This window comes from Pantoea sp. 22096, from assembly GCF_052045955.1.
GTDB classification, from domain to species: Bacteria; Pseudomonadota; Gammaproteobacteria; order Enterobacterales; family Enterobacteriaceae; genus Pantoea; species Pantoea alfalfae.
Genome location: NZ_JBQEPW010000001.1, coordinates 339,987 through 360,008, shown reverse-complemented (window position 1 = coordinate 360,008; position 20,022 = coordinate 339,987). Strand labels below are relative to the sequence as shown.

The 20,022-nt window shown below is 60.6% G+C and carries 2 protein-coding genes; one reads left to right on the top strand and one right to left on the bottom strand.

Going from position 1 to position 20,022, the window contains the following annotated elements:
- Positions 1-114: 114 nt before the first annotated feature.
- The gene (locus tag ACTJKZ_RS01585; RefSeq protein ID WP_440829129.1) at positions 115-18,117 is read right to left on the bottom strand and encodes an Ig-like domain-containing protein; all 18,003 of its coding nucleotides are present in this window, start codon (positions 18,115-18,117) and stop codon (positions 115-117) included.
- Between the two features lie 738 nt (positions 18,118-18,855).
- Here ACTJKZ_RS01585 and ACTJKZ_RS01580 point away from each other — a divergent pair.
- Entirely contained in the window at positions 18,856-20,010 is a 1,155-nt protein-coding gene (locus ACTJKZ_RS01580) for an MFS transporter (protein WP_440829128.1), read from the top strand.
- Positions 20,011-20,022: the final 12 nt, after the last annotated feature.

Genomic DNA, 20,022 nt, shown 5'->3' with positions numbered 1-20,022 from the left:
CTGCTAATGGATAGTGGCGATAATCTGGAAAGTGAAATTATTACGTGACTAAAATAAAAAAAGCGGGTGCTTACGCACCCGCTTCTCAGAGCGACCTGACAGACGTTGCTGTGACTACGCCACGTGGACCTGCAGGTTCTGCTGCACCAGCACATCACCCAGGGTGTTTTCACTGCTCAGCGCCGAGTTGTGGTAGATCTCAAAGACTCTGCCCTCCACCGTGCGCTCGCCGGTCACTTCCCAGATACCGCCGTTGCTGTTCGCCAGTGTGACCTGACTGCCTTCTGCGCCTTTGATCAGCAAATCATCACTCTGTTTGTCCGTAATATTGAGTGCCTCATTGAGATCGAGTTTCACGGAGTTGGTGCCGGTTTTACCCAAATCAAGCACTTCAATGTGTTCAACTTTCAGGCCCAGCGCGGTGAGATCCAGATTGAGATACTCACCATTCAGCACCAGAGTATCGGTGCCTGCGCCGCCATCAATATGGGTAAAGTTAAGATCGCTGACCGTCACGGTATCTGCACCGCTGCTGCCGATCACCGAAGCGCCCTCTGCCGTACTGCCATCGGCCAGCGTAATCACGACGCCGCCAATGGTGTAGCCCACCTCCTCTGCCGGTGCCGCCGCCACAGCGGTGTCACTGGCTACCACGGTTTCACTGCTGCTGACCGGCGTCACCGTATCCGCTTCGGTAATCAGCGTCGAGGCCACGGCTACATGGGCGCTGTTATCGTCGCTGCTGGTACTGCTGCTATGCTGCGTCTCCACGCTGGCACTGGCGACGGTAACGCTGTCGTCCGCTACCGAGAAGAGTGCCACCGACTCGGTTGCCGCCAGCGTTGCCGGCAGCAGCGAACCCAGCAACAGAGTGTTGGTGGTGGTGTAGCTGTTACCGGCCACGTCAGTGATGGAGACTTTTGCCAGCGTGTTCAGCGACAGCAGCAGGCCACCCACCGACAGCAGTGAGGGTGAGAAGTTGACCGCGTAACGCCCCAGCGCATCGGTGGTGGTGTTCAGCGTTGGCCCGTTGCTGCCGTTGGAAAGCAGCAGCGTCACGCTGACTTTCGATCCCTGCGCTGCATTCAGCGATCCCCCCTGCACGACCAGACCGGTAAGCAGAGAACCGACGATGCTGAGCACCGGATCAACCCCGACCAGCGGCTGATTATGGGACAGCGCAGTAAAGCTGCTGGTGCTGGTCGCGGTATTGCCCCCAATATCCGTCACCGTCACGGTCAGTGGATGGCTGCCATCTGCGATCCCTTTCAGCGTCGCTGACGGCACGCTGATGCTCCATGCCCCATTCGCGCCGATGGTCGTGGTAAGGACATTGCCTGCCACGTTAACCGTTACCGTACCGCCCGCCGCGTTGGTACTGGTTCCTCTGATGGTTTCAGCCGTATTGGCTTCCGCGATGTTGAGATAACCATCGCCACCAAAGAAACTGTTCACACTGACGGTCGGCATGGTGTGACTCACCACACCCAGCGACGCCGAGGTGGAACCGTTGCTGCCCGCGCCGTTGATGACGCTGGCCGTCACGGTCTGCAGACCATCCGCAATGGCGGCGAGGTTGGCCGCCGGTACAGAGAGGCTCCAGTTGCCGTTACTGCTCACCGTGGTGCTGTAAGTCTGGCCACCCAGCGTAACGCGTATTACCGATCCTTCGGCGTTGCTGGCGGTGCCTGAAATAGTCTGCGCGGTTTTGACATCGGCTGCACTCAGCGCATTGTCGCCAAACAGTGAGGTAATGGCGACCACAGGCGTTGACTGACTGATAACACTCAGTGTTCCGCTGCTGTTCGCCACGTTACCGTAGGCATCTGTGCCGGTCACCGTCACGGTTTTACTGCCGTCAGTGATCGCGGCAAGATCCGCTTTCGGCACGCTGATGCTCCAGTTGCCGCCACTCACCACTTTGGTGGTATAGGTCAGGCCGTTCAGCGTGGCGCTGACGGTCGAACCGGCCGACAGACTGGAGGTCCCGCTCAGCGTCTGGTTCGAGGCCAGATCGGCGGCACTCAGGACGCCATCGCCGAACACCGTATTCACCGTCAGGGTTGGCTGCACCAGCCCCAGTGACACGCCTGCGCTGGTGCTGCTGACGTTGCCGACCGGGTCAGTGACCGCCGCGCTGACGGTGAAGTTACCGTTCAGCAGTGTCGAGAGCACAGCTGGCGAAACGGTGGTGGAGAAGGTGCCATCAGCGTTGACCAGCACGGTGGCTGTTGTGTTGCCAATGGCCAGCCTGACGCTGCTGCCCGCTGCCACGCCGGAGACCGTGCCGCTGATGGTCTGGGTAACCAGCGATTCCGCCAGGTTCAGCACGCCATCACCAAACAACGGATTGAGCGTAACCTTCGGCAGATTGTGAATACCTACCAGCGCGCCGGCAGTGGTGCTGCTGGTGTTACCGGCGCTGTCGGTGACGCTGACGCCGACGGTCAGATTGCCATCCGCAATTCCCTGCAGCAGCGCAGGCGTCAGTGAGACGTTAAAGTTGCCGCTGGCATCGGTTGCCGTCACAAACTGCTGTGAACCCACCGATACGACAACACGCGATCCCGCTTCTGCACCACCGACGACGCCGCCAATCACCTGGGTTACCAGCGCATCCGCTACGTTCAGCAGACCATCACCAAACAGCGGATTTACCGTGATGGTTGGCAGCAGCGTATCGACGCGAATACCGGCGCTGGTGCTGGCGGTATTCCCCGCTGCATCCGTTACTGACGCGCCGACCGTCAGATTGCCCTGCGCCAGGGTGCCCAGGATATCCGGCGTCACCGTGGCGCTGAAGGCGCCGCCCGCACCCACGGTCGCGGTCAGCTGGCTGTTGCCCACTGAAAGCGTCACCACACTGCCCTGCGCAACGTTGTTCACCACCCCGCTGATGACCTGGCCGGTGGCGATATCAGCCAGATTCAGCACGCCATCGCCAAACAGAGAGGTCAGGGAAATGGAGGGTGTCTGGGTAAAGATGCCAATCGACGCGCTGTTCGAGGCGACGTTACCCGCCGCATCCCGGACGCTGACGCCCAGCGTCAGATTGCCATCAAGCAGTGAGGTGAGATCGCTGCCCGGCAGGCTAACGCTCCATGCTCCGCCCGCCTGCACTGTCGTGCTGTAAGTTTTACTGCCAAAGGTCACCGTCACCTGTGAACCTGCAGCCGCATTACTGATTACGCCACCTACCAGCTGTCCGGCAGCCGCTTCCGCAATGTTCAGCAGGTTATCGCCGCCAAACAGCCCGGTGAGCGCGCCCACCACCGGCACCGCATCAACAATCGCCGTCACGGTTTCACCCACCGTGCGGGTGTTGCCTGCCGCATCGGTCAGGGTGACGTTAACCGCAAGATTGCCGTCCGTGACCAGATCCAGCACCGCAGGTGGCACCACGATGGCCCATTTACCATCCTGACCCACCGAAGCAGAGAGCGTGGAGCCGCCCAGTACCACCGATACCGTGGCCCCGACACCTGCCGACGTCGCCGTTCCCGAGATGGTCTGCGCCACCGTGGTATCCAGCGCACTGAGCGTGCCGTCGCCAAATACCGAATCAACCACCAGCGTCAGCGCACTGTTAACTACTTTGTTGACCGTCAGCGTCGCGTCGGTCTGGTTACCGGCTAAATCATTCACCCGCACGCCAAACACCAGCGCGCCGTCAGTGAGGCCCGACAGGACATTCGGTGCAAGATCGATGCTCCAGCGGCCATCTGCACCCACCGTTGCGGTAGCGATCGGCGCGGCATCGCCCAGGTAGAGGCCGATGGTCTGGCCTTCTGCGCCCTGTGCGCTGCCTGTCAGTACCTGACTGACGGCCAGATCAGCGGCGTTAAGCACGTTATCACCCGCCAGCGCGTCAACCTGCACCAGCGGCGCGGCAGTATCCACCGTCACCTGCTGTGTCACGGTCGTCACGTTACCGGCGACATCCGCCAACTGCGCGGTGATCACCGGCGCGCTGCCATCGGTCAGTGCCTGCATCGCGCTGGCAGGAACGGTGGTGGACCAGGTGCCGTTACTCTGCACTACGGCGCTGTAAGTCTGGTTGTTGAAGGACACAACCACCGTACGGCCTGCTTCACCGACATCGGCGGTGCCGCTAATTGCCTGGCTGGTGGCGTTTTCATTACCATTGACCTGATTATCACCCGCAAAGGCATTAATCGTCAGAGCCGGTGGCGTCAGATCAATCAGCACATTACCGCTAACGGTGACAGGGGTCGTGCCATCAGTGGCATTTACCGTGATGGCGACGCTGCCGTCCGCATTGCCAAAGGCAGTGACTGGCAACGCAGCCGTTGACCAGTTGCCCGATGCATCCAGCGTAGTGGCATAGGTCTGACCGTTAATAGTGACCGTCACTGAACCACTCGTGCCGAGGTTAGCCGAAGTACCGCTTAACACCACGCCACCCGCCACATCCTGAGAACTGATGATATTGTCGCCTGACACCGTACCCAGCGTGACCAGCGGGCCTGGCGGTGGCGTCAGATCCACCGTCAGCGGGACACTGCTGGTTGCGGTATTGCCTGCCAGATCGGTCACGGCCAGCGCCAGGGTGGTCGATGGCGTAAAGGTGGCCATCTGCTCCGGCGTCAGCGTCACGCTCCAGTTGCCGTTACCGTCAACTATTGCCGTGCCGAGGGTTGTGGTATTCAGCGACACCGTGACGACGGCACCGGTCTCAGCGCCTGACGCGGTGCCGCTGAGGATCTGCGGCTGAATGCTCTCGGCGTAGTTCAGTGCGTTGTCGCCAGTAAAGGCTGTGAAGCTAAGCACCGGCGGGGTTTTATCGAGCACCAGCGAACTGTTAATGGTCGTGCTGTTGCCCGCTGCATCCGTTGCCGTCACGGTAACCGGATAGGTGGCATCCGGCAGCGCTGAAAGCTGCGCCTGTGTCAGTGGCACTGTCCAGTTGCCATTGGCATCCACTGTTGCAGGGTAAGTCGTGCCGCCCAGCGTTAACTGCACCGTCTGATTCGCGCCCGCCTCACCGGTGGTGCCGCTTAGCGTAATGCCTGTGTCAACATCGCCGCTATTCACATAGCCGCCGAGGAATTCCGGATTGACCGCAGGCTGCGGCGCGCTGAGATCGGAGGTGAACGGCAACTGTGTTGATGCGCTGTTACCCGCCGCATCCACGACGTTAAGCGTCAGGATTTGCGTCCCGTTACCCAGAGAACTCAGCGCGTTGCCAGGAAGGTCAACGGTCCAGTTGCCGTTGCCATCCACCGAGCCGGAATAAAGACTGCCATTGAGATCAACAGTGATGCTGACCGCCTGATTATCCCCCACGCTGCCGGTGGTGCCGGTCAGGGTGATACCTGCCGCGGCTTCACTGATATTCAGGACGTTATCGCCGCCAAACGCGCCAGTATTGAAGGTTGGGACAGGCACAGCCACTTCGGTTACCACACTCAGGGCCGTCACATCACTGTTACCCGCAATATCGGTGGCGGTCACGGTAATGGTATGCGTGCCGCTGGTGAAGGTGGCTAACTGTGCCGGCGACAGAGCCAGCGACCAGCTGCCATCGTTCTGCACCGTGGCGGCCAGCGGCTGGTCGCCATTAAAGCCGGCGATCAGCACCGATACCGTCTGTCCTGCACCCGTAATGCCGGTAGTGCCACTGAGGATTTGCTCTGTTCCCGCTTCGGTGGCGTTCAGCGCACCGTCACCAAACGGCAGGTTCAGCGTCACGTCCGGCAGCGCATTGACGGCCACCAGCACAGTGCCACTGGTACTGGCACTGTTGCCGTTCGCGTCGGTGACGGTCACGCTCACCGGCCAGTTGCCATCCGGCAATGACTGCAATACAGAAGGCGGCAGATCCAGCGACCAGCGCGAACCATCCGCACTGAGCGTAGCGGAATAGACCGTGCCATTAACGGCTACCGTAACCGAGGTGGCATTATCAATGTTTACCGTACCGGTCAGGGATCCGCCTGCAGCGGCCTCTTCAGCATTGATACGGCCATCGATAAATGGCGTATCCAGCGTTGGATTAGCAATCGGCGTAATCGCGGCGACGAACGTTTTGGTCGTTTCAATACTGTTACCGGCCCGATCCGTGGTAATCAGGGTCAGCGTGTGTTCACCGGTTCCCAGATTGGCGATGAACTCTGGGGGCAGGCTGGCAGTCCAGTTGCCATTGGCATCGACCGTCACCGACAGCGGGATATTGTCATCGCCTACCGTGACGCTCAGGGTCTGGCCCGGCACGACGGTGGAGGTGCCGGTTACCAGCTGAACGGAACCGGCTTCGCTGATATTAATGATGTTATCGCCGAACAGTGTCGTGTCGAAGGCGGCTGAAACAGGATCACTCTGCAGGATCTCAACGCCTGCGGTAACCTGCGCCGGATTTCCTGCCGCATCCGCGGCGGTGACGACTACCTGTGTCAGTCCATCGTCCAGGCCCGTCAGTGCGCCTGCAGCCAGGTTCAGCGTCCAGTTACCGCTGGCATCGGTGGTGGTGCTGAAAGTCTGTGTGCCGACGGTGATATTCACTACGCTGCCTTCCGGCAGATTAGTACTGTCACCACTTAGTGTTAACGCGCCTTCGGCATCGGCTGCACTGACCAGCGCATCGCCAAACGGCGTGTTCAGGGTCAGCGCTGGCAGGGTATTAAACGCCACATCCAGTGTGGTGGTGGTGTCGGTGGTGACATTGCCCGCCGCGTCAGTGACCGACACGATGATGACGTTAGGGCCGTCTGCCAGTTGCTGCACGTCGGCTGTGGGAATGGTGAGGGTCCAGTTCCCGTCAGCATCCGCCGTGGCCGTGTAGCTGACATTATTCATCGTCACCGTTACCGTCACCGGCAGGGCGCCCGTGGTGGTGCCGTTGATGGTGAGATCCTGCAGCGACTCCGCCAGATTAAGGGGGTTACCCGCGCTGACCGTAATATCTGCCAGTACAGGCGGTGTGGTGCTGAAACTGACCTCCTGCGTGGCGACGGCCGGGTTACCGGCAACATCACTGGCGGTGACGGTAAAGGTTTGCGTGCTGCCCGGCGCAACGTTGATGAAGGCTGCAGACGGTACCGTCACCGTCCAGTTGCCGTCAGCATCAATCGTGGTGCTGTAATCAGTACCGTTAAACGACACGGTCACCGGCGTTCCTGCCGCCAGCAGGGTACTGCTGCCGCTGACCGCGACATCCGTGGTGGCCTCAGTCGCATTGATCACATCATCGCCTGCCACCACGTTCAGAGTCAGCGTTGGCTGAACCAGCGCGCTGGCCAGCACGACCAGGCTGGCGCTGGCGCTGGCCGGATTGCCAGACGTATCCGCTGAGACGACAACCAGCAGTTGATCGCCATCCGGCAGATTGCCCAGATCGGCAGCCGGAACGATTACGGTCCAGCTGCCATCCGCAGCCACCGTGCCGCTGTACTGAATGGCGTTCAGCGTTACCGTGACCAGCTGGCCTTCCAACAGATTGGTGCTGGTGCCGCCGATGCTCAGATCCTGCAGCGACTCGGCCTGGTTAAGGAAGTTATCGTCACTGATTGTCCCGATGGTCAGGGTCGGCAGATTCAGGCTGTCAGCATCACGCGTCAGCGTCTGGGTCACCGTGGTCAGGTTACCCGCCGCATCTCTAATCGTCACATCGACCGGATAGCTGCCATCCGCCAGCCCCTGTACGACACCGGCAGGCAGAGTCACCTGCCATGTGCCATCAGAGAGGACCCGGGTGGTGTAATCGGTATTCTGGAAACTGACGGTGACCGTCTGTCCGGCATCCGCGACTGAGGCGGTTCCGCTAATCGCGACTGCTTCCAGCACCTCAACTGAATTGATAACGTTGTCGCTGCCGATAGGATTGATGCTTAACGGAGGCGGTGTGAGATCGACCGTGACGGCGCTGGTCAGTGAACCGCTGTTACCGGCGGCATCGCTGGCGTTGACCACCAGGGTCGTCACGCCCTCACCCAGTGCCTGCACCTGCGCTGGCGTTAAGATCAGCGTCCAGTTGCCCTGCGCATCGACTGCAGCAGGGTAGTCATTATCGCCCAGCGTCACGCTGACGGTCTGACCCTCGCCCGCGACGCCGGTGCTGCCGCTCAGCGTCTGACTGACCGTCGTTTCAGCCTGGTTAAGATAGCCATCGCCAAATGGTGTATTAATGCTGACCGACAGGGCACCGGTTGCGACGGTGATTTCACGCGTCTCCGTAACCGGATTGCCCGCCGCATCACTGACCGTCACGGTCAGGGTATACGCACCGGCCGGAATCCCTGCCAGGGCACCCGCGGGCAGCGTCAGACTCCAGACGCCATCCTGGGTGACGGTGGTGGTCCAGATCTGGTTGTTAAGGGTAAGAGTGACCTGCTGACCGGCTTCGGCATTACTGCTGCCGCTGAGCACAATCGGCGCGGTGCTTTCAGCGATATTGACGCTGTTGTCGCCCGCAACCGGATCAAGCGACAGGGTCGGTGGCGTCAGATCGACCGTGACGCTGCCCTGGCTGCTGCCCGTGTTACCCGCCGCATCCTGTACGTTAACGGTGTAGTTAAGCGTCTCTTCCGGCAGAACGGCCAGCGCGGAGGCTGGCACGCTGGCCTGCCAGTTGCCATTGCTGTCGACCGTGCCGTTGTAGGTCACGCCGTTGAGAAGCACGCTCACCGTCTGGCCGTCACCTGTCACACCTGTGGTGCCGCTCAGGGTTTGTGACGTGGTGATGTCGCTGCTGTTAAGCAGACCATCGCCAAAAGCAGAGACGATCTGCGGTGCTGGCAGCGTCGCCAGCACGCTGAGCGCGGCTTCGCTGCTCAGGGTCGCCCCGCCGCTGTCCGTCGCGGTGACCGCGACGGTGTAAGGCCCGTCGGCGAGCGCCGTCAGTGACTCAGCCGGAACGATCACACTCCAGCGACCACTGGCCGAGACCTGCGCGGTGTAGCTGATGTTGTTAAACAGCAGCGTGACCAGACTGCCTTCAGGCACATTCGCCGAGGTGCCAGTGACAATCAGCGGCTGACCCAGCTCCTGTGCATTCAGATAGTTGTCCTGACTGATGGCATCCATCGCCAGGCCAGACGCATTGCTGTTAATGTCAAAGGTAAGATTAGTGGTGGTGGTGTTGCCCGCCACGTCGCTGACCGCCACGGTGAAACTGGCGCTGCCATCCGCAATCGCCGCCAGCGCACCGGCTGGCACGATCAGGCTCCATGCTCCGCTCGCCTGCACGGCGGCGCTGTAGACCGTGCCATCAAGGGTCACGGTGACCAGCTGGCCCGCTTCGACGTTGGACGTGGTGCCAGTCAGACGCTGATCGGTGAGGCGTTCCGCACCATCGACCACATTATTACCGGCAAAGGCATCCAGCGTCAGGGTCGGCAGCGTGCCAGCCTCTACTTTCAGCGCCAGATCGCGGCTGGTGGTGCTGGCATTACCTGCTGCGTCGCTGGCGGTCACGGTCAGAGGATAGGTGCCGTTGCCCAGCCCGGTATAAACCGTGGCGGGCAGATCCAGCGACCAGTTGCCGTTGACGTCTGCGGTGGTGCTCAGGCTGGTGCCGTTGAAGCTGGCCACAATCAGTGCATTGGCTTCACTGCTGCCGGTCAGCGTCAGCGGCTGCTGACTCTCAGCGGCGTTGATAATGCCATCGGAAGGGGTGATGAAGTTCAGTACCGGTGGCAGGGTATCCACCACCAGGTTGCCGTCAGCCTGGCTGCTGTTGCCTGCCACATCACTGACCACTACGGTGTAAGGCGTGGTGCCCTGTGGTAGCGCAGAGAGCGCCGCTGGCGGAACCGCGACCTGCCAGTTACCCGCTGCGTCGACCGTGCCGCTGTAGTTAGTGCCGCCCAGCGTGACGATAACCGTCTGGCCGTCACCGGGCACGCCAGTGTTACCGGTGATCACGCCGCCGCTGAGGGCTTCCTCGCCGTTGAGAATGCCGTCATCAAAGGCCACGCCTGGGGTGGCCACCGGCAGTGTGCTGGCCACCACCGTCAGGATAACGTCGCTGGTGGCAAGCTGTTGTCCACTGCCATCGCTGGCTGTGGCGGTAATCGTCTGCGCGCCATCGGCCGCGCCGTTAAAGGTGCCTGCCGGTAAGGTCAGGCTCCAGCTTCCATCGGCCGCCACGCTGGTGCTGGCTGTGGTGCCGTTGGCAAGCACAGTAATAATGCTGCCATCAGGCAGGCCGCTGGTGCTGCCGCTGACCACAACGGCACCGCCCAGCTCCTGGGCATTGAGGTAGTTGTCGTCGCTGATCGGTGCCAGCGCGATCGATGGCAGCGTGTTGTCCACACTGAAGTTAAGCGGGCTGCTGGCACTGTTGCCGACGACGTTGATCACGCTGACGTTCAGCGTCTGACTGCCCTCGCCCAGCTCTGCCAGTGCGCCCGCAGGCAGCGTAATGCTCCAGTTGCCGCTGGCCCCGACCACGCCGCTGTAGTCGGTGCCGTTCAGGGTGATGACGACCTGCTGGCCCGCTTCGACGTTACTGCTGCTGCCGCGCACCGTAATCGGCTGTAACTGTTCGGCGGCCGTGACGATACCGTCACCGGCAAAGGCGCTGCTATCGACAGTCAGCACAGGCAGCACGTCCGGCGAGGTTGCCACATTCAGCTCAACCACCTGGCTGCTCTGATTCCCGTTAGCATTGATTTCGGTAACGGTGAGCGGATTCGTGCCCTGAGGCAGCGCCGCCAGATCACTCGCGTCGATTTGCAGCGTCCACTGCCCATTTACGCCGACGGTGGTGCTGTAGAGCTGGTCACTGAGCTGGACCGTGACAATGTCGCCGTTCTGACCGCTGCCGCTGACGACCAGCGGCTCCGCCAGTTCAGCGGTGCTCAGCGCGTTGTCACCGCTGACCGGGGCGACCACCAGCGGAGGCGGCGTGGTGGCAACCGTCAGCGCACTGTTCTGGCTGCTGCTGTTGCCAGCCGCGTCGGTGACGGTGACCACCACCGGATAGCTGCTGCCGTTGGTCAGACCGGCAAGCGCAGCAGGCGGCACGGCCAGTGCCCAGTTTCCATCAGCATCAACCGTGCCGGTATAGGTGACGCCATTCAGCGTCACACTGACGCGGTCGCCATCACTGCCTGCGCCGCTGAAGCTGAAGCCAGCAGCCTGCTCCGCGATGTTCAGCACGCCATCGCCAGCGGGCGCATTAATGCTAAAGTCGGGTGCGGTGGTAGCCACGGTGACCGGCAATGGCGTGGTAGCAACGTTGCCACTGACGCTGGTAACGGTCACGTTGAGATCGTAACGGCCATCAGTCAGCTGCTGCAGATCGGCAGCGGGTACGGTGGCGGTCCAGCTGCCATCCGCGGCAACCGTGGCGCTGTAGGTCTCACCATTCAGCACAAAGCTGACGCTGCTGCCCGGGGCGACGGTGCCGCTGACGGTCAGATCGGTGACTGTTTCAGCCGCATTGATAATGCCATCGGTGGCAATCGGATTAACGGTCAGCGCCGGTACCCCGGTATCCACCGTTATCGGTTCAATGATGCTGGTGCTGTTACCCGCGACATCGCTCACCGTTACGGTAACGGGATTGCTGCCCTGCGCCAGTGCCTGTAGCGCATCGGGCGACAGCGTGACGCTCCAGTCACCATTTGCCGCTACCGTTGCCGGATAGCTGATGCCACCCAGGGTCACGCTGACGGCCTGGCCAGGCTGGACAGAGCCGGTCAGCGTCTGCGCTGTGCTGGCTTCCTCAGTGTTGAGAATGCCGTCAGTGAAAGGTGTGTTGATTTGGGGTTCTGCCAGCGGCGTCGTTGCCACCAGCAGCGTCTGGCTGGTCTGTACATCCCCTGAGGAGACGGTAACGGTGGTATTACCCTGCGCCAGGTTCGCCAGGTCGGCGGCGGGCACGGTCAGGGTCCAGCTACCGGTTTCATCGGTTGTGGTGCTGTACAGAGTGCCGCCCGGCACCAGCGTCACGCTGATTGGGCTGTTAGCCGGCAGGTTTGCGGAACTGCCGCTGAGGATCAAATCGCTCTGCGCATCCAGCACGTTGAGTGCGTTGTCATCACTGATCGGGGCAATCGACAGCGACGGCACGTTGGTGGCGATCACGGTGAACTGCCCCTCGGCAGGCAGTGCCGGATTTCCGGCCACGTCGGTAATCGCCACGGTAAAGGTTTTATCGCCTGCGGCACCCAGCGATCCGGCGGGCAGAGTCACGCTCCAGCTTCCGTTCCCCAGCACTGCGCCATCATAAGACTGACCGTTAATGGTCAGTAATACCGGCTGACCGGCCGGTACGCCAGTGACGCTACCGGTGACCAGAATGTCCGTGAGCTGTTCCGCGCTGTCGACCTGGTTATCGCCGGTCACAGGATCAATAGTCAGTGCCGGTGACGTTGCCGCCAGCACCGTGACACTGGAAGCGACGGTCGTGCTGTTGCCATAAGCGTCGCTGATGACCACGTCAACCGGGTAGAGAGCGTCTCCCAGCTGACTGATGATGGCAGCGGGTACCGTCACGCTCCATGCGCCATTGGTGTCAACCGTGGCGGTGTAAGTCTCGCCATTGAAACTGACTGCCACCGTGTCGCCCTGCGTCCCTCCGCGTCCGTTGATGGTGAGATCCTGCGTGTGTTCAGCGATGTTGATATAACCATCACTGCCCGGCGTAGAGACGTCCAGCAGTGGCGGCGTGGTCGCGAAAATCAGCGAGCTGCTGGCTGGCGTGGTATTGCCATCCGCGTCCGTCGCCACGATCGAGACCAGTTGAGTACCGTTGGGCACACCCGCCAGATCGGCAGCCGGAACGTTTACACTCCAGTTGCCATCCTGCGCCACTACGGCGCTGTAGGTCAGGTTATTCAGCGTGACGCGAATGATGTCACCTTCGTCGCCGGTTCCGCTGACAATCAGCGGCTGCTGCGCGTCGCTGATGTTGATCACGCCGTCAGCGTCCAGAGGATTCAGGGTTAAAGCAGGTACTTCGGTAGCAACCCGCAGATCGGTATCCTGCGTGCTGCTGTTACCGGCCGGATCGGTCACGGTCACGGTGACCGGATAAGTCTGGTTGGTCAGCGTGGCAAGATCGGCAACCGGGACGGATGCACGCCAGCTACCGTTTTCGTCCACGATAGCAGCATACGTTTTACCATTTAACCCGACCGCTACACTGTCGCCCGCGGTGCCGGTTCCGCTGATCAGCAGCGGCTCAGTGAGTTCATTATTGGTCAGAACGCCATCCCCGCCCGGTACGGTGACGGTGGCAACCGGCGGCTGCGTGCTGACTGCCAGCGTCTGCGCCTGGGTGGCGATATTGCCGCTGGCGTCGGTCAGGGTCACTACCAGCGTATAGCTGCTGCCATCTGACAGCGCCTGCAGCGCCGCTGGCGGCAGATCGACTGTCCAGTTGCCCTGCTCATCCACGGTTGCGCTGTAAATGACGTTGTTCAGCGAGACCGTTACCCGTTCGCCCGGCAGCGCACCTGAACCGCTGACCGGCACGCCTGCAGCTACTTCCGTGCTGTTAAGGATACCATCACCGCCTGCGACTTCCGCCACAATCAGGTTCGGTGGCAGCGTGTCGACACTGAAGCTCTGCGTCTCCTCCACGCGGTTGCCCGCCTCATCAATCGCGGTGATGGTCAGGCTGTTAGCGCCCTGCGACAGTAAGGCGAGATCGGCGGCAGGCAGCGTCAGGTCCCAGCTGCCGTCGTCATTGACCGTGGTGCTGTAGGTTTTGCCGTTGAGTAGTACTTCGACCAATTGGCCCGCCACCGCTTTACCGGTGCTGCCACCGATCAGCAGATCACTGCCCGCTTCGGTCTGATTGAGAATGCCATCGGTAATCGCGCTTTCATTCAGCGTGATTTGCGGCAGTGTGGTGGTGACCACATTCAGCTGAGCGGAGTCGGTCAGCAGCGCACCACTGGCGTCGGTTGCGGTGACGGAGATCAGTTTCACACCGTCGGTGATACCATTGAGATCGCCCGCCGGAACGGTAACGCTCCAGAAGCCGTTACTGCCCACCACCGCACTGTAAGTGTTGCCGTTGAAGTTAAGCTGCACCGCCTGGCCCGGATTGACGCCCACCGCCGAGCCGCCGATGATCAGATCGCTGCTCAATTCCTGCAGGTTAAGGAAACCATCAACGCTGACAGGTTCACTGATAGAGACCACGCCAGGTTCACCGGCTGCCGGCGCCACGTTGATGTCACGGCTGTCAGTGGCTAAAGCACCGGCTACCGACGTGACGCTAACCGTGATGGCCGTGGAGCCTGCCGCCAGGGCACTGAGCGCCGCAGACGGGATCTGCGTGCTCCAGCTGCCGTCCGGGTTGACCAGCGCACTGTAATTCTGACTCCCCAGGGTAATGGTGACCGTCTGGCCCGCCTCCACGTTGCTGGTGCTGCCGGACAGCGTCTGATCGACGGCCTTCTCGCTGTTATCCACCAGATCGTCACCGGCAAACAGAGCGATCGTGACTGTCGGCGTGCCCGGCTCCGCAGGCGCTTCCACCGCGATCACCCGATCTTCGCTTACCGTTACGCCTGCCTGACTGGTGACCGTGGCCGCGATGGTGGCACTGCCCGCCGCCAGGGCCGTCAGCGCGCTGGCAGGAATGCTCAGGCTCCAGCTGCCATCCGCGCCAACCGTGGCGCTGTAGGTCTGATCACCCAGCGTGACCGTAACAATCTGACCCGCCTCAACGTTGGTGGTGGTACCGCTCAATAGCTGATCGCTGGTTTTCTCGTCGTTACTCAGGACATCATCACCGGCAAACTGATCGAGCGTGATCACCGGCTGGCCCGGCTCAGTAACTGGTGGTTCCACGGTAATTCCCAGCGTATCGCTGACGGTGGTGCCAGCCGCATTGCTGACCGTCACGACCAGCGAGGCTGCGCCCGCCGCCAGCGCACCGAGTGCATCGGCAGGGATAGCGATATTCCAGCTGCCATCGGCGCCGACCGTGCCGCTGTAGTTCTGGCCGCCCAGCGTCACCGTGACAATCTGTCCCGCTTCGACATTGGTGGTGCTGCCGGAGACCGCCTGAGCGTCCAGCTTCTCATCGTTGGTCAGGACGTTGTCGTCAGCGAAGGCATTGATGGTTAATGTCGGGGTACCTGGCGCAGTGCCCGATGACTCCACCAGGAAGTCGCGGGTTTCGCTGACGGGGGTGCCGGGCTGATTGTTAACCGTAGCGTTCAGGGTCGCACTTCCGGCTGTCAGCGCGGCCAGCGAGCTGGCCGGAATCGTGACGCTCCAGCTGCCATCTGCGCCAACCGTGGCGGTGAAGGTTTCTCCGTTCAGCGTGACAGTAACCTGCTGCCCCTCAGCGATATTGGTGGTAGTGCCACTCAGCAACTGGTCGCTGGCTTTCTCGCTGTTGCTGAGGATGTCATCCCCGGCAAAGGCGTCGATGGTCACGGTGGCCTGACCCGGCTGCGTTGCCGGGGCTTCGACGGTGATCGGCTGCGCGGTTGTGGCGACATCGCCCGCCGCATTGCTGACCGAAACGGTGAGTGTGGTCGTGCCGGCTGCCAGCGCGTTGAGCGCAGCTGACGGAACGGTGACGCTCCAGCTACCATCACCCTGCACGCTGGCGCTGTAGGTCTGTCCGCCCAGGGTAACCGTCACCAGCTGTCCGGCTTCAACATTACTGGTGGTGCCGCTGACCAGCTGATCAACCGCCTTTTCGTCGTTGCTCAGAGCGTTATCGCCCGCGAAATCATTCAGGGTCAGGGCGGGTACGCCTGGCTCTGTTGTCGGCACATCCACCGAAATATCGCGGGTTTCGCTGGTGGTTACGCCCGCGACGTTACTGACGGTGACGCCAATGGCATTCGAGCCCGCTGGCAGATTGCCCAGCGCGGCTGCCGGAATAATCACACTCCAGTTTCCACTGCCATCGACGGTGCCGGGATAAGTCTGCCCCCCCAGGGTAACGGTTACCGTCTGGCCCGCTTCGATATTGGTGGTCGTGCCGGAGAGGGTCTGTGCCGTCCCTTTTTCATCGTTGCTGAGAATGTCATCACCGGCAAACTGACCAATGGTCACGGTCGGCTCGCCCGGCTGCGTGACTGGCGCTTCCACGCTGATCGGCAGGCTGCCGGTCACGGTGTTACCGGCAGCATTGCTGACCGAAACCGTCAGGGTTGTTTCACCAGCAGCCAGTACGCTCAGGGCCGCTGATGGCAATGTGATGCTCCAGTTGCCCTGCGCATCCACGCTGCCGCTGTAAGTCTGACCGCCCAGCGTCACCGTCACCCGCTGGCCGGGTTCGATGTTACTGGTGCTGCCGGTCACGATCTGGTCAGCGGCTTTCTCCGCATTACTCAGCTGATTGTCACCGGTAAAGTCATCCACTGTGACCGCTGGCGGGCCCGTAACCACCGGCGTATCGACGGTGATGGCGCGGTTTTCGCTGGCTTCAGTGCCAGCCTGATTGGTGACGACCGCCGAAATGGCAACCGTTCCGGCGGCCAGCGCATTCAGCTGTGCAGGCGACAGCGTGATGCTCCAGTTGCCCTGCGCATCCACCAGCGCGCTATAGGTCTGGTCGCCCAGCGTAATAGTGACAATCTGGCCGGCTTCGACGTTGGTGGTCGAGCCGCTCAGCAGCTGGTCACCGCTTTTCTCAGCATTGCTGAGTATGTCATCCCCGGCAAACTGATCGATGGTGATGACCGGCGTACCCGGCTGCGTCAGCGGTGCCTCTACGGTAAGAGACAGGCTGCCGCTGGCGGCGGTTCCCGCCTGGTTAGTGACCGTTGCCGTGACGGTGGTGGTGCCTGAGGCCAGCGCGCTCAGCGCATCGGCAGGCACGGTGACGCTCCAGCTGCCGTCGCCTGCTACGCTGCCGCTGTAGCTCTGGCCGCCCAGTATCACGGTAACAATCTGTCCTGCTTCGACGTTACCGGTGGAGCCAGACAGCGTTTGTGGCGTGGTTTTTTCGCTGTTGTCCAGCAGGTTGTCGCCCGCAAACGGGTTCAGGCTGATGACCGGCGTCGCTGGCGTGCCAGGATCGGCGGCGGCGACGGTAATCGGCAGGCTGCCGGTGGCCGCCGTGCCTGCGGCATTCGTGACGCTGACGCCGATGGTGGTGGTGCCTGCCGCGAGTCCTGCCAGTGCCGCAGCCGGAATCGCAACGCTCCAGCTGCCATCCGCACCCACGGTGCCATTGTAGGTCTGACCACCCAGCGTGACGGTAACAATCTGACCTGCCTCAACATTGCTGGTGGAGCCGGATACCGTTTGTGGCGTGGTTTTTTCGCTGTTATCCAGCAGGTTGTCGCCCGCAAACGGGTTCAGGCTGATAGCTGGCGTCACAGGCGTACCAGGATCGGCAGCGGTGACGGTAATCGGCAGGCTGCCGGTGGCCGCCGTGCCTGCTGTGTTAGTGACGCTGACATCGATGGTGGTGGTGCCTGCAGCCAGTCCCGCCAGCGCCGCTGCCGGGATCGTAACGCTCCAGCTGCCGTCCGCACCTACGGTAGCGTTGTAGGTCTGGCCGCCCAGCGTAACAGTGACAATCTGTCCCGCTTCAACATTGCTGGTGGTGCCGCTCAGCACCTGGTCGGTGGCTTTTTCTGCGTTATCCAGTACATCGTCGCCAGCGAATGTATTCAGAGTGATAGCAGGTGTCCCTGGCGTAACCGGTGTACCGGGATCGGTGCCGCCATCGTTGCCGCCACCACCACCACCGCCGCCGATGCCAACGGCCAGCCCGGCTAAGCCGAGCACACCCAGACCGCCCGCTGTTATCACGCCCATTGAGGTGTTGGTGTTATCCGCCAGGAGCAGTGGCTCTACGCTGTCGAGTGATTCATAGGTGGGCGTCACCGAACTGGAGGCGAGTTCAGCACCCTCGGCAGTCTGCGGAAAGAGCGCATGTTCCGGTGGATTGACCCCATCATCGAACACCAGTTCGCTGTGCTGACCATCGGCGTCGTCGAGGAAGAATTTCTGATAGCGTACCGTGCTACCGTCTCGCATTTTCAGCACCAGATCGTTACCCTGGCGCTCGAACTGCGTCACCATGTCGCGCGTGCCGCTGATGCGCACAACGCTGGGTTCGGTGAGGTTAATGGATTGTGACGAACCGCCAGCGGTCTGTGAGAGGAGTGTGCCGTTTTCGCGCGAGATAATGTCTACACGGCCTTGCGTGAGTTCTGCCATTTGTAACCTCTATTCCACCAGATTGGCTAATATACTGAATCTATAAACATAAAATTATTTTATGCTTATAGCCTTCACACATAGTTTCACCTTCTGAACAACAGAAGGCGTCTCAACCTGGTGCATATAGAAACGGCAAAACAAAAGTGCGTCACACGCCCCTGGAAAAGCGAAGCGTGGCGGTATTATTGTTAGATTTAGCTGTACAGACTGACGCGAAATGTAACAGTTCTGACAGGATGATTTTTAGCGTAACCGCGATAAAAATCAACGTAAATGTACAGATTTTATTATGATTTAATCTTGATTACATTAGCCACAGATGAAGTTCAGTTTTCAAAAAATGTGCTTTGCCCTTGTTTTTCATGTCAATTTATTGCTGACTGTTTCCATGAATGATAAAAAACGGTTAAAAAACCACCCTTTAGAAAACCTGAGACCGGAAAAATAAATTTGTTAATTATGCGATTCAGCCATCATTTATGACTGGTCCTGTTCCGTCTTGCTGGGCAGCAAGTGGTTGAAAACTGGTCTTGAAATTTGAGTTAAGTCACGCCGCGAGTGTGGTGGTCATACCAGGAAAGTTCTGGAAAAAATTCGCGGCGCAGCAAAAGTCGGTAAACTCCCGGTTTTGCCCTTTAAACGATGTTGCTGCACCACTTTGATAAGAGGCGCAACGGCCACTGAACTCGCGGCCAGAGCTACACTTTTCCGCTTTATCTTTGATGAATCTGACCTATGACTGCACTGGACGCTGCACAACAACATAAGCATCAGAGCCGCCTGAACTGGGGCACGCGCACTATCTTTCTGATTAATGGCTTGGGGATGTCAGCCTGGGCACCGCTGGTGCCGTTTGCCCGCGATCGTCTGCAGCTCAGCGGTGCCTCCTTAGGCGCGTTACTGCTTTGCCTGGGAATTGGTTCGCTGGCCGCGATGCCGGTGACCGGCACGCTGGTGGCACGTTTTGGCTGCCGTCGGGTGATGGGTTTCTCGACGCTGTTAGTGCTGCTTATGATGCCGCTGCTGGCCACGGCTGACTCTCATCTGGTAATGGCCGCGGCGCTAATGCTGTTTGGTGCCGGTCTGGGCATGCTGGATGTGGCGATGAATTATCAGGCGGTACAGGTTGAGCAGGCTGCTGATAAGCCGATGATGTCTGGCTTTCATGGCTTCTTCAGTCTGGGCGGGATTCTCGGTGCGGGTACGGTGAGCCTGTTGCTGAGCCGCTCATTTACGCCGCTGCACGCGACCCTGGTGGTGATGGCCGTAATGCTGTTACTGCTGTTGTGGCGACTGCCGGTGTTAATGAGCCAGCGTCTGCACCAGCCCGATCAGCCCTGGCTGGTGATCCCACGTGGCTGGGTCGCATTTCTTGGCCTGCTCTGCTTTATCCTGTTCCTGGCGGAAGGGGCAGTGCTGGACTGGGGTGCGCTGCTGTTGCTGCAGAACCCGGCGATGTCACCCGCTTACGCCGGTCTGGGCTATGCGGTCTTTTCGGTGGCGATGACGCTGGGCCGTTTTAGCGGCGATAAGATCATCCAGCGTTTTGGCCGCTATCCGGTGATGCTGACGGGCGCACTGACCGCCGCAGCGGGCATGACGCTGGCCGTCTGGCTGCCGTGGCCGGAGATCGCCCTGCTGGCATTCCTGCTGGTTGGCTTTGGTTTATCCAATACGGTGCCGATGTTGTTCAATGCTGCCGGGAATCAACAGGATATGCCTGCAAACCTGGCGATTTCTGCCATGACAATGCTGGGATATGCGGGTATTCTCTCAGGTCCGGCTTTAATCGGATTCATTTCGCAATGGATCAGCCTCAGCGGCGCATTTCTAATGATCGCGCTGTTGCTGCTAGCGGTAGCCGCCAGTGCGCGAAAAGTTGCGCGATAATTCAGGTACCTG

Coding starts and splice junctions, on each gene's coding strand:
- ACTJKZ_RS01585 (WP_440829129.1), bottom strand. CDS start 18,117: ATGGCAGAACTCACGCAAGGCCGTGTAGACATTATCTCGCGCGAAAAC.
- ACTJKZ_RS01580 (WP_440829128.1), top strand. CDS start 18,856: ATGACTGCACTGGACGCTGCACAACAACATAAGCATCAGAGCCGCCTG.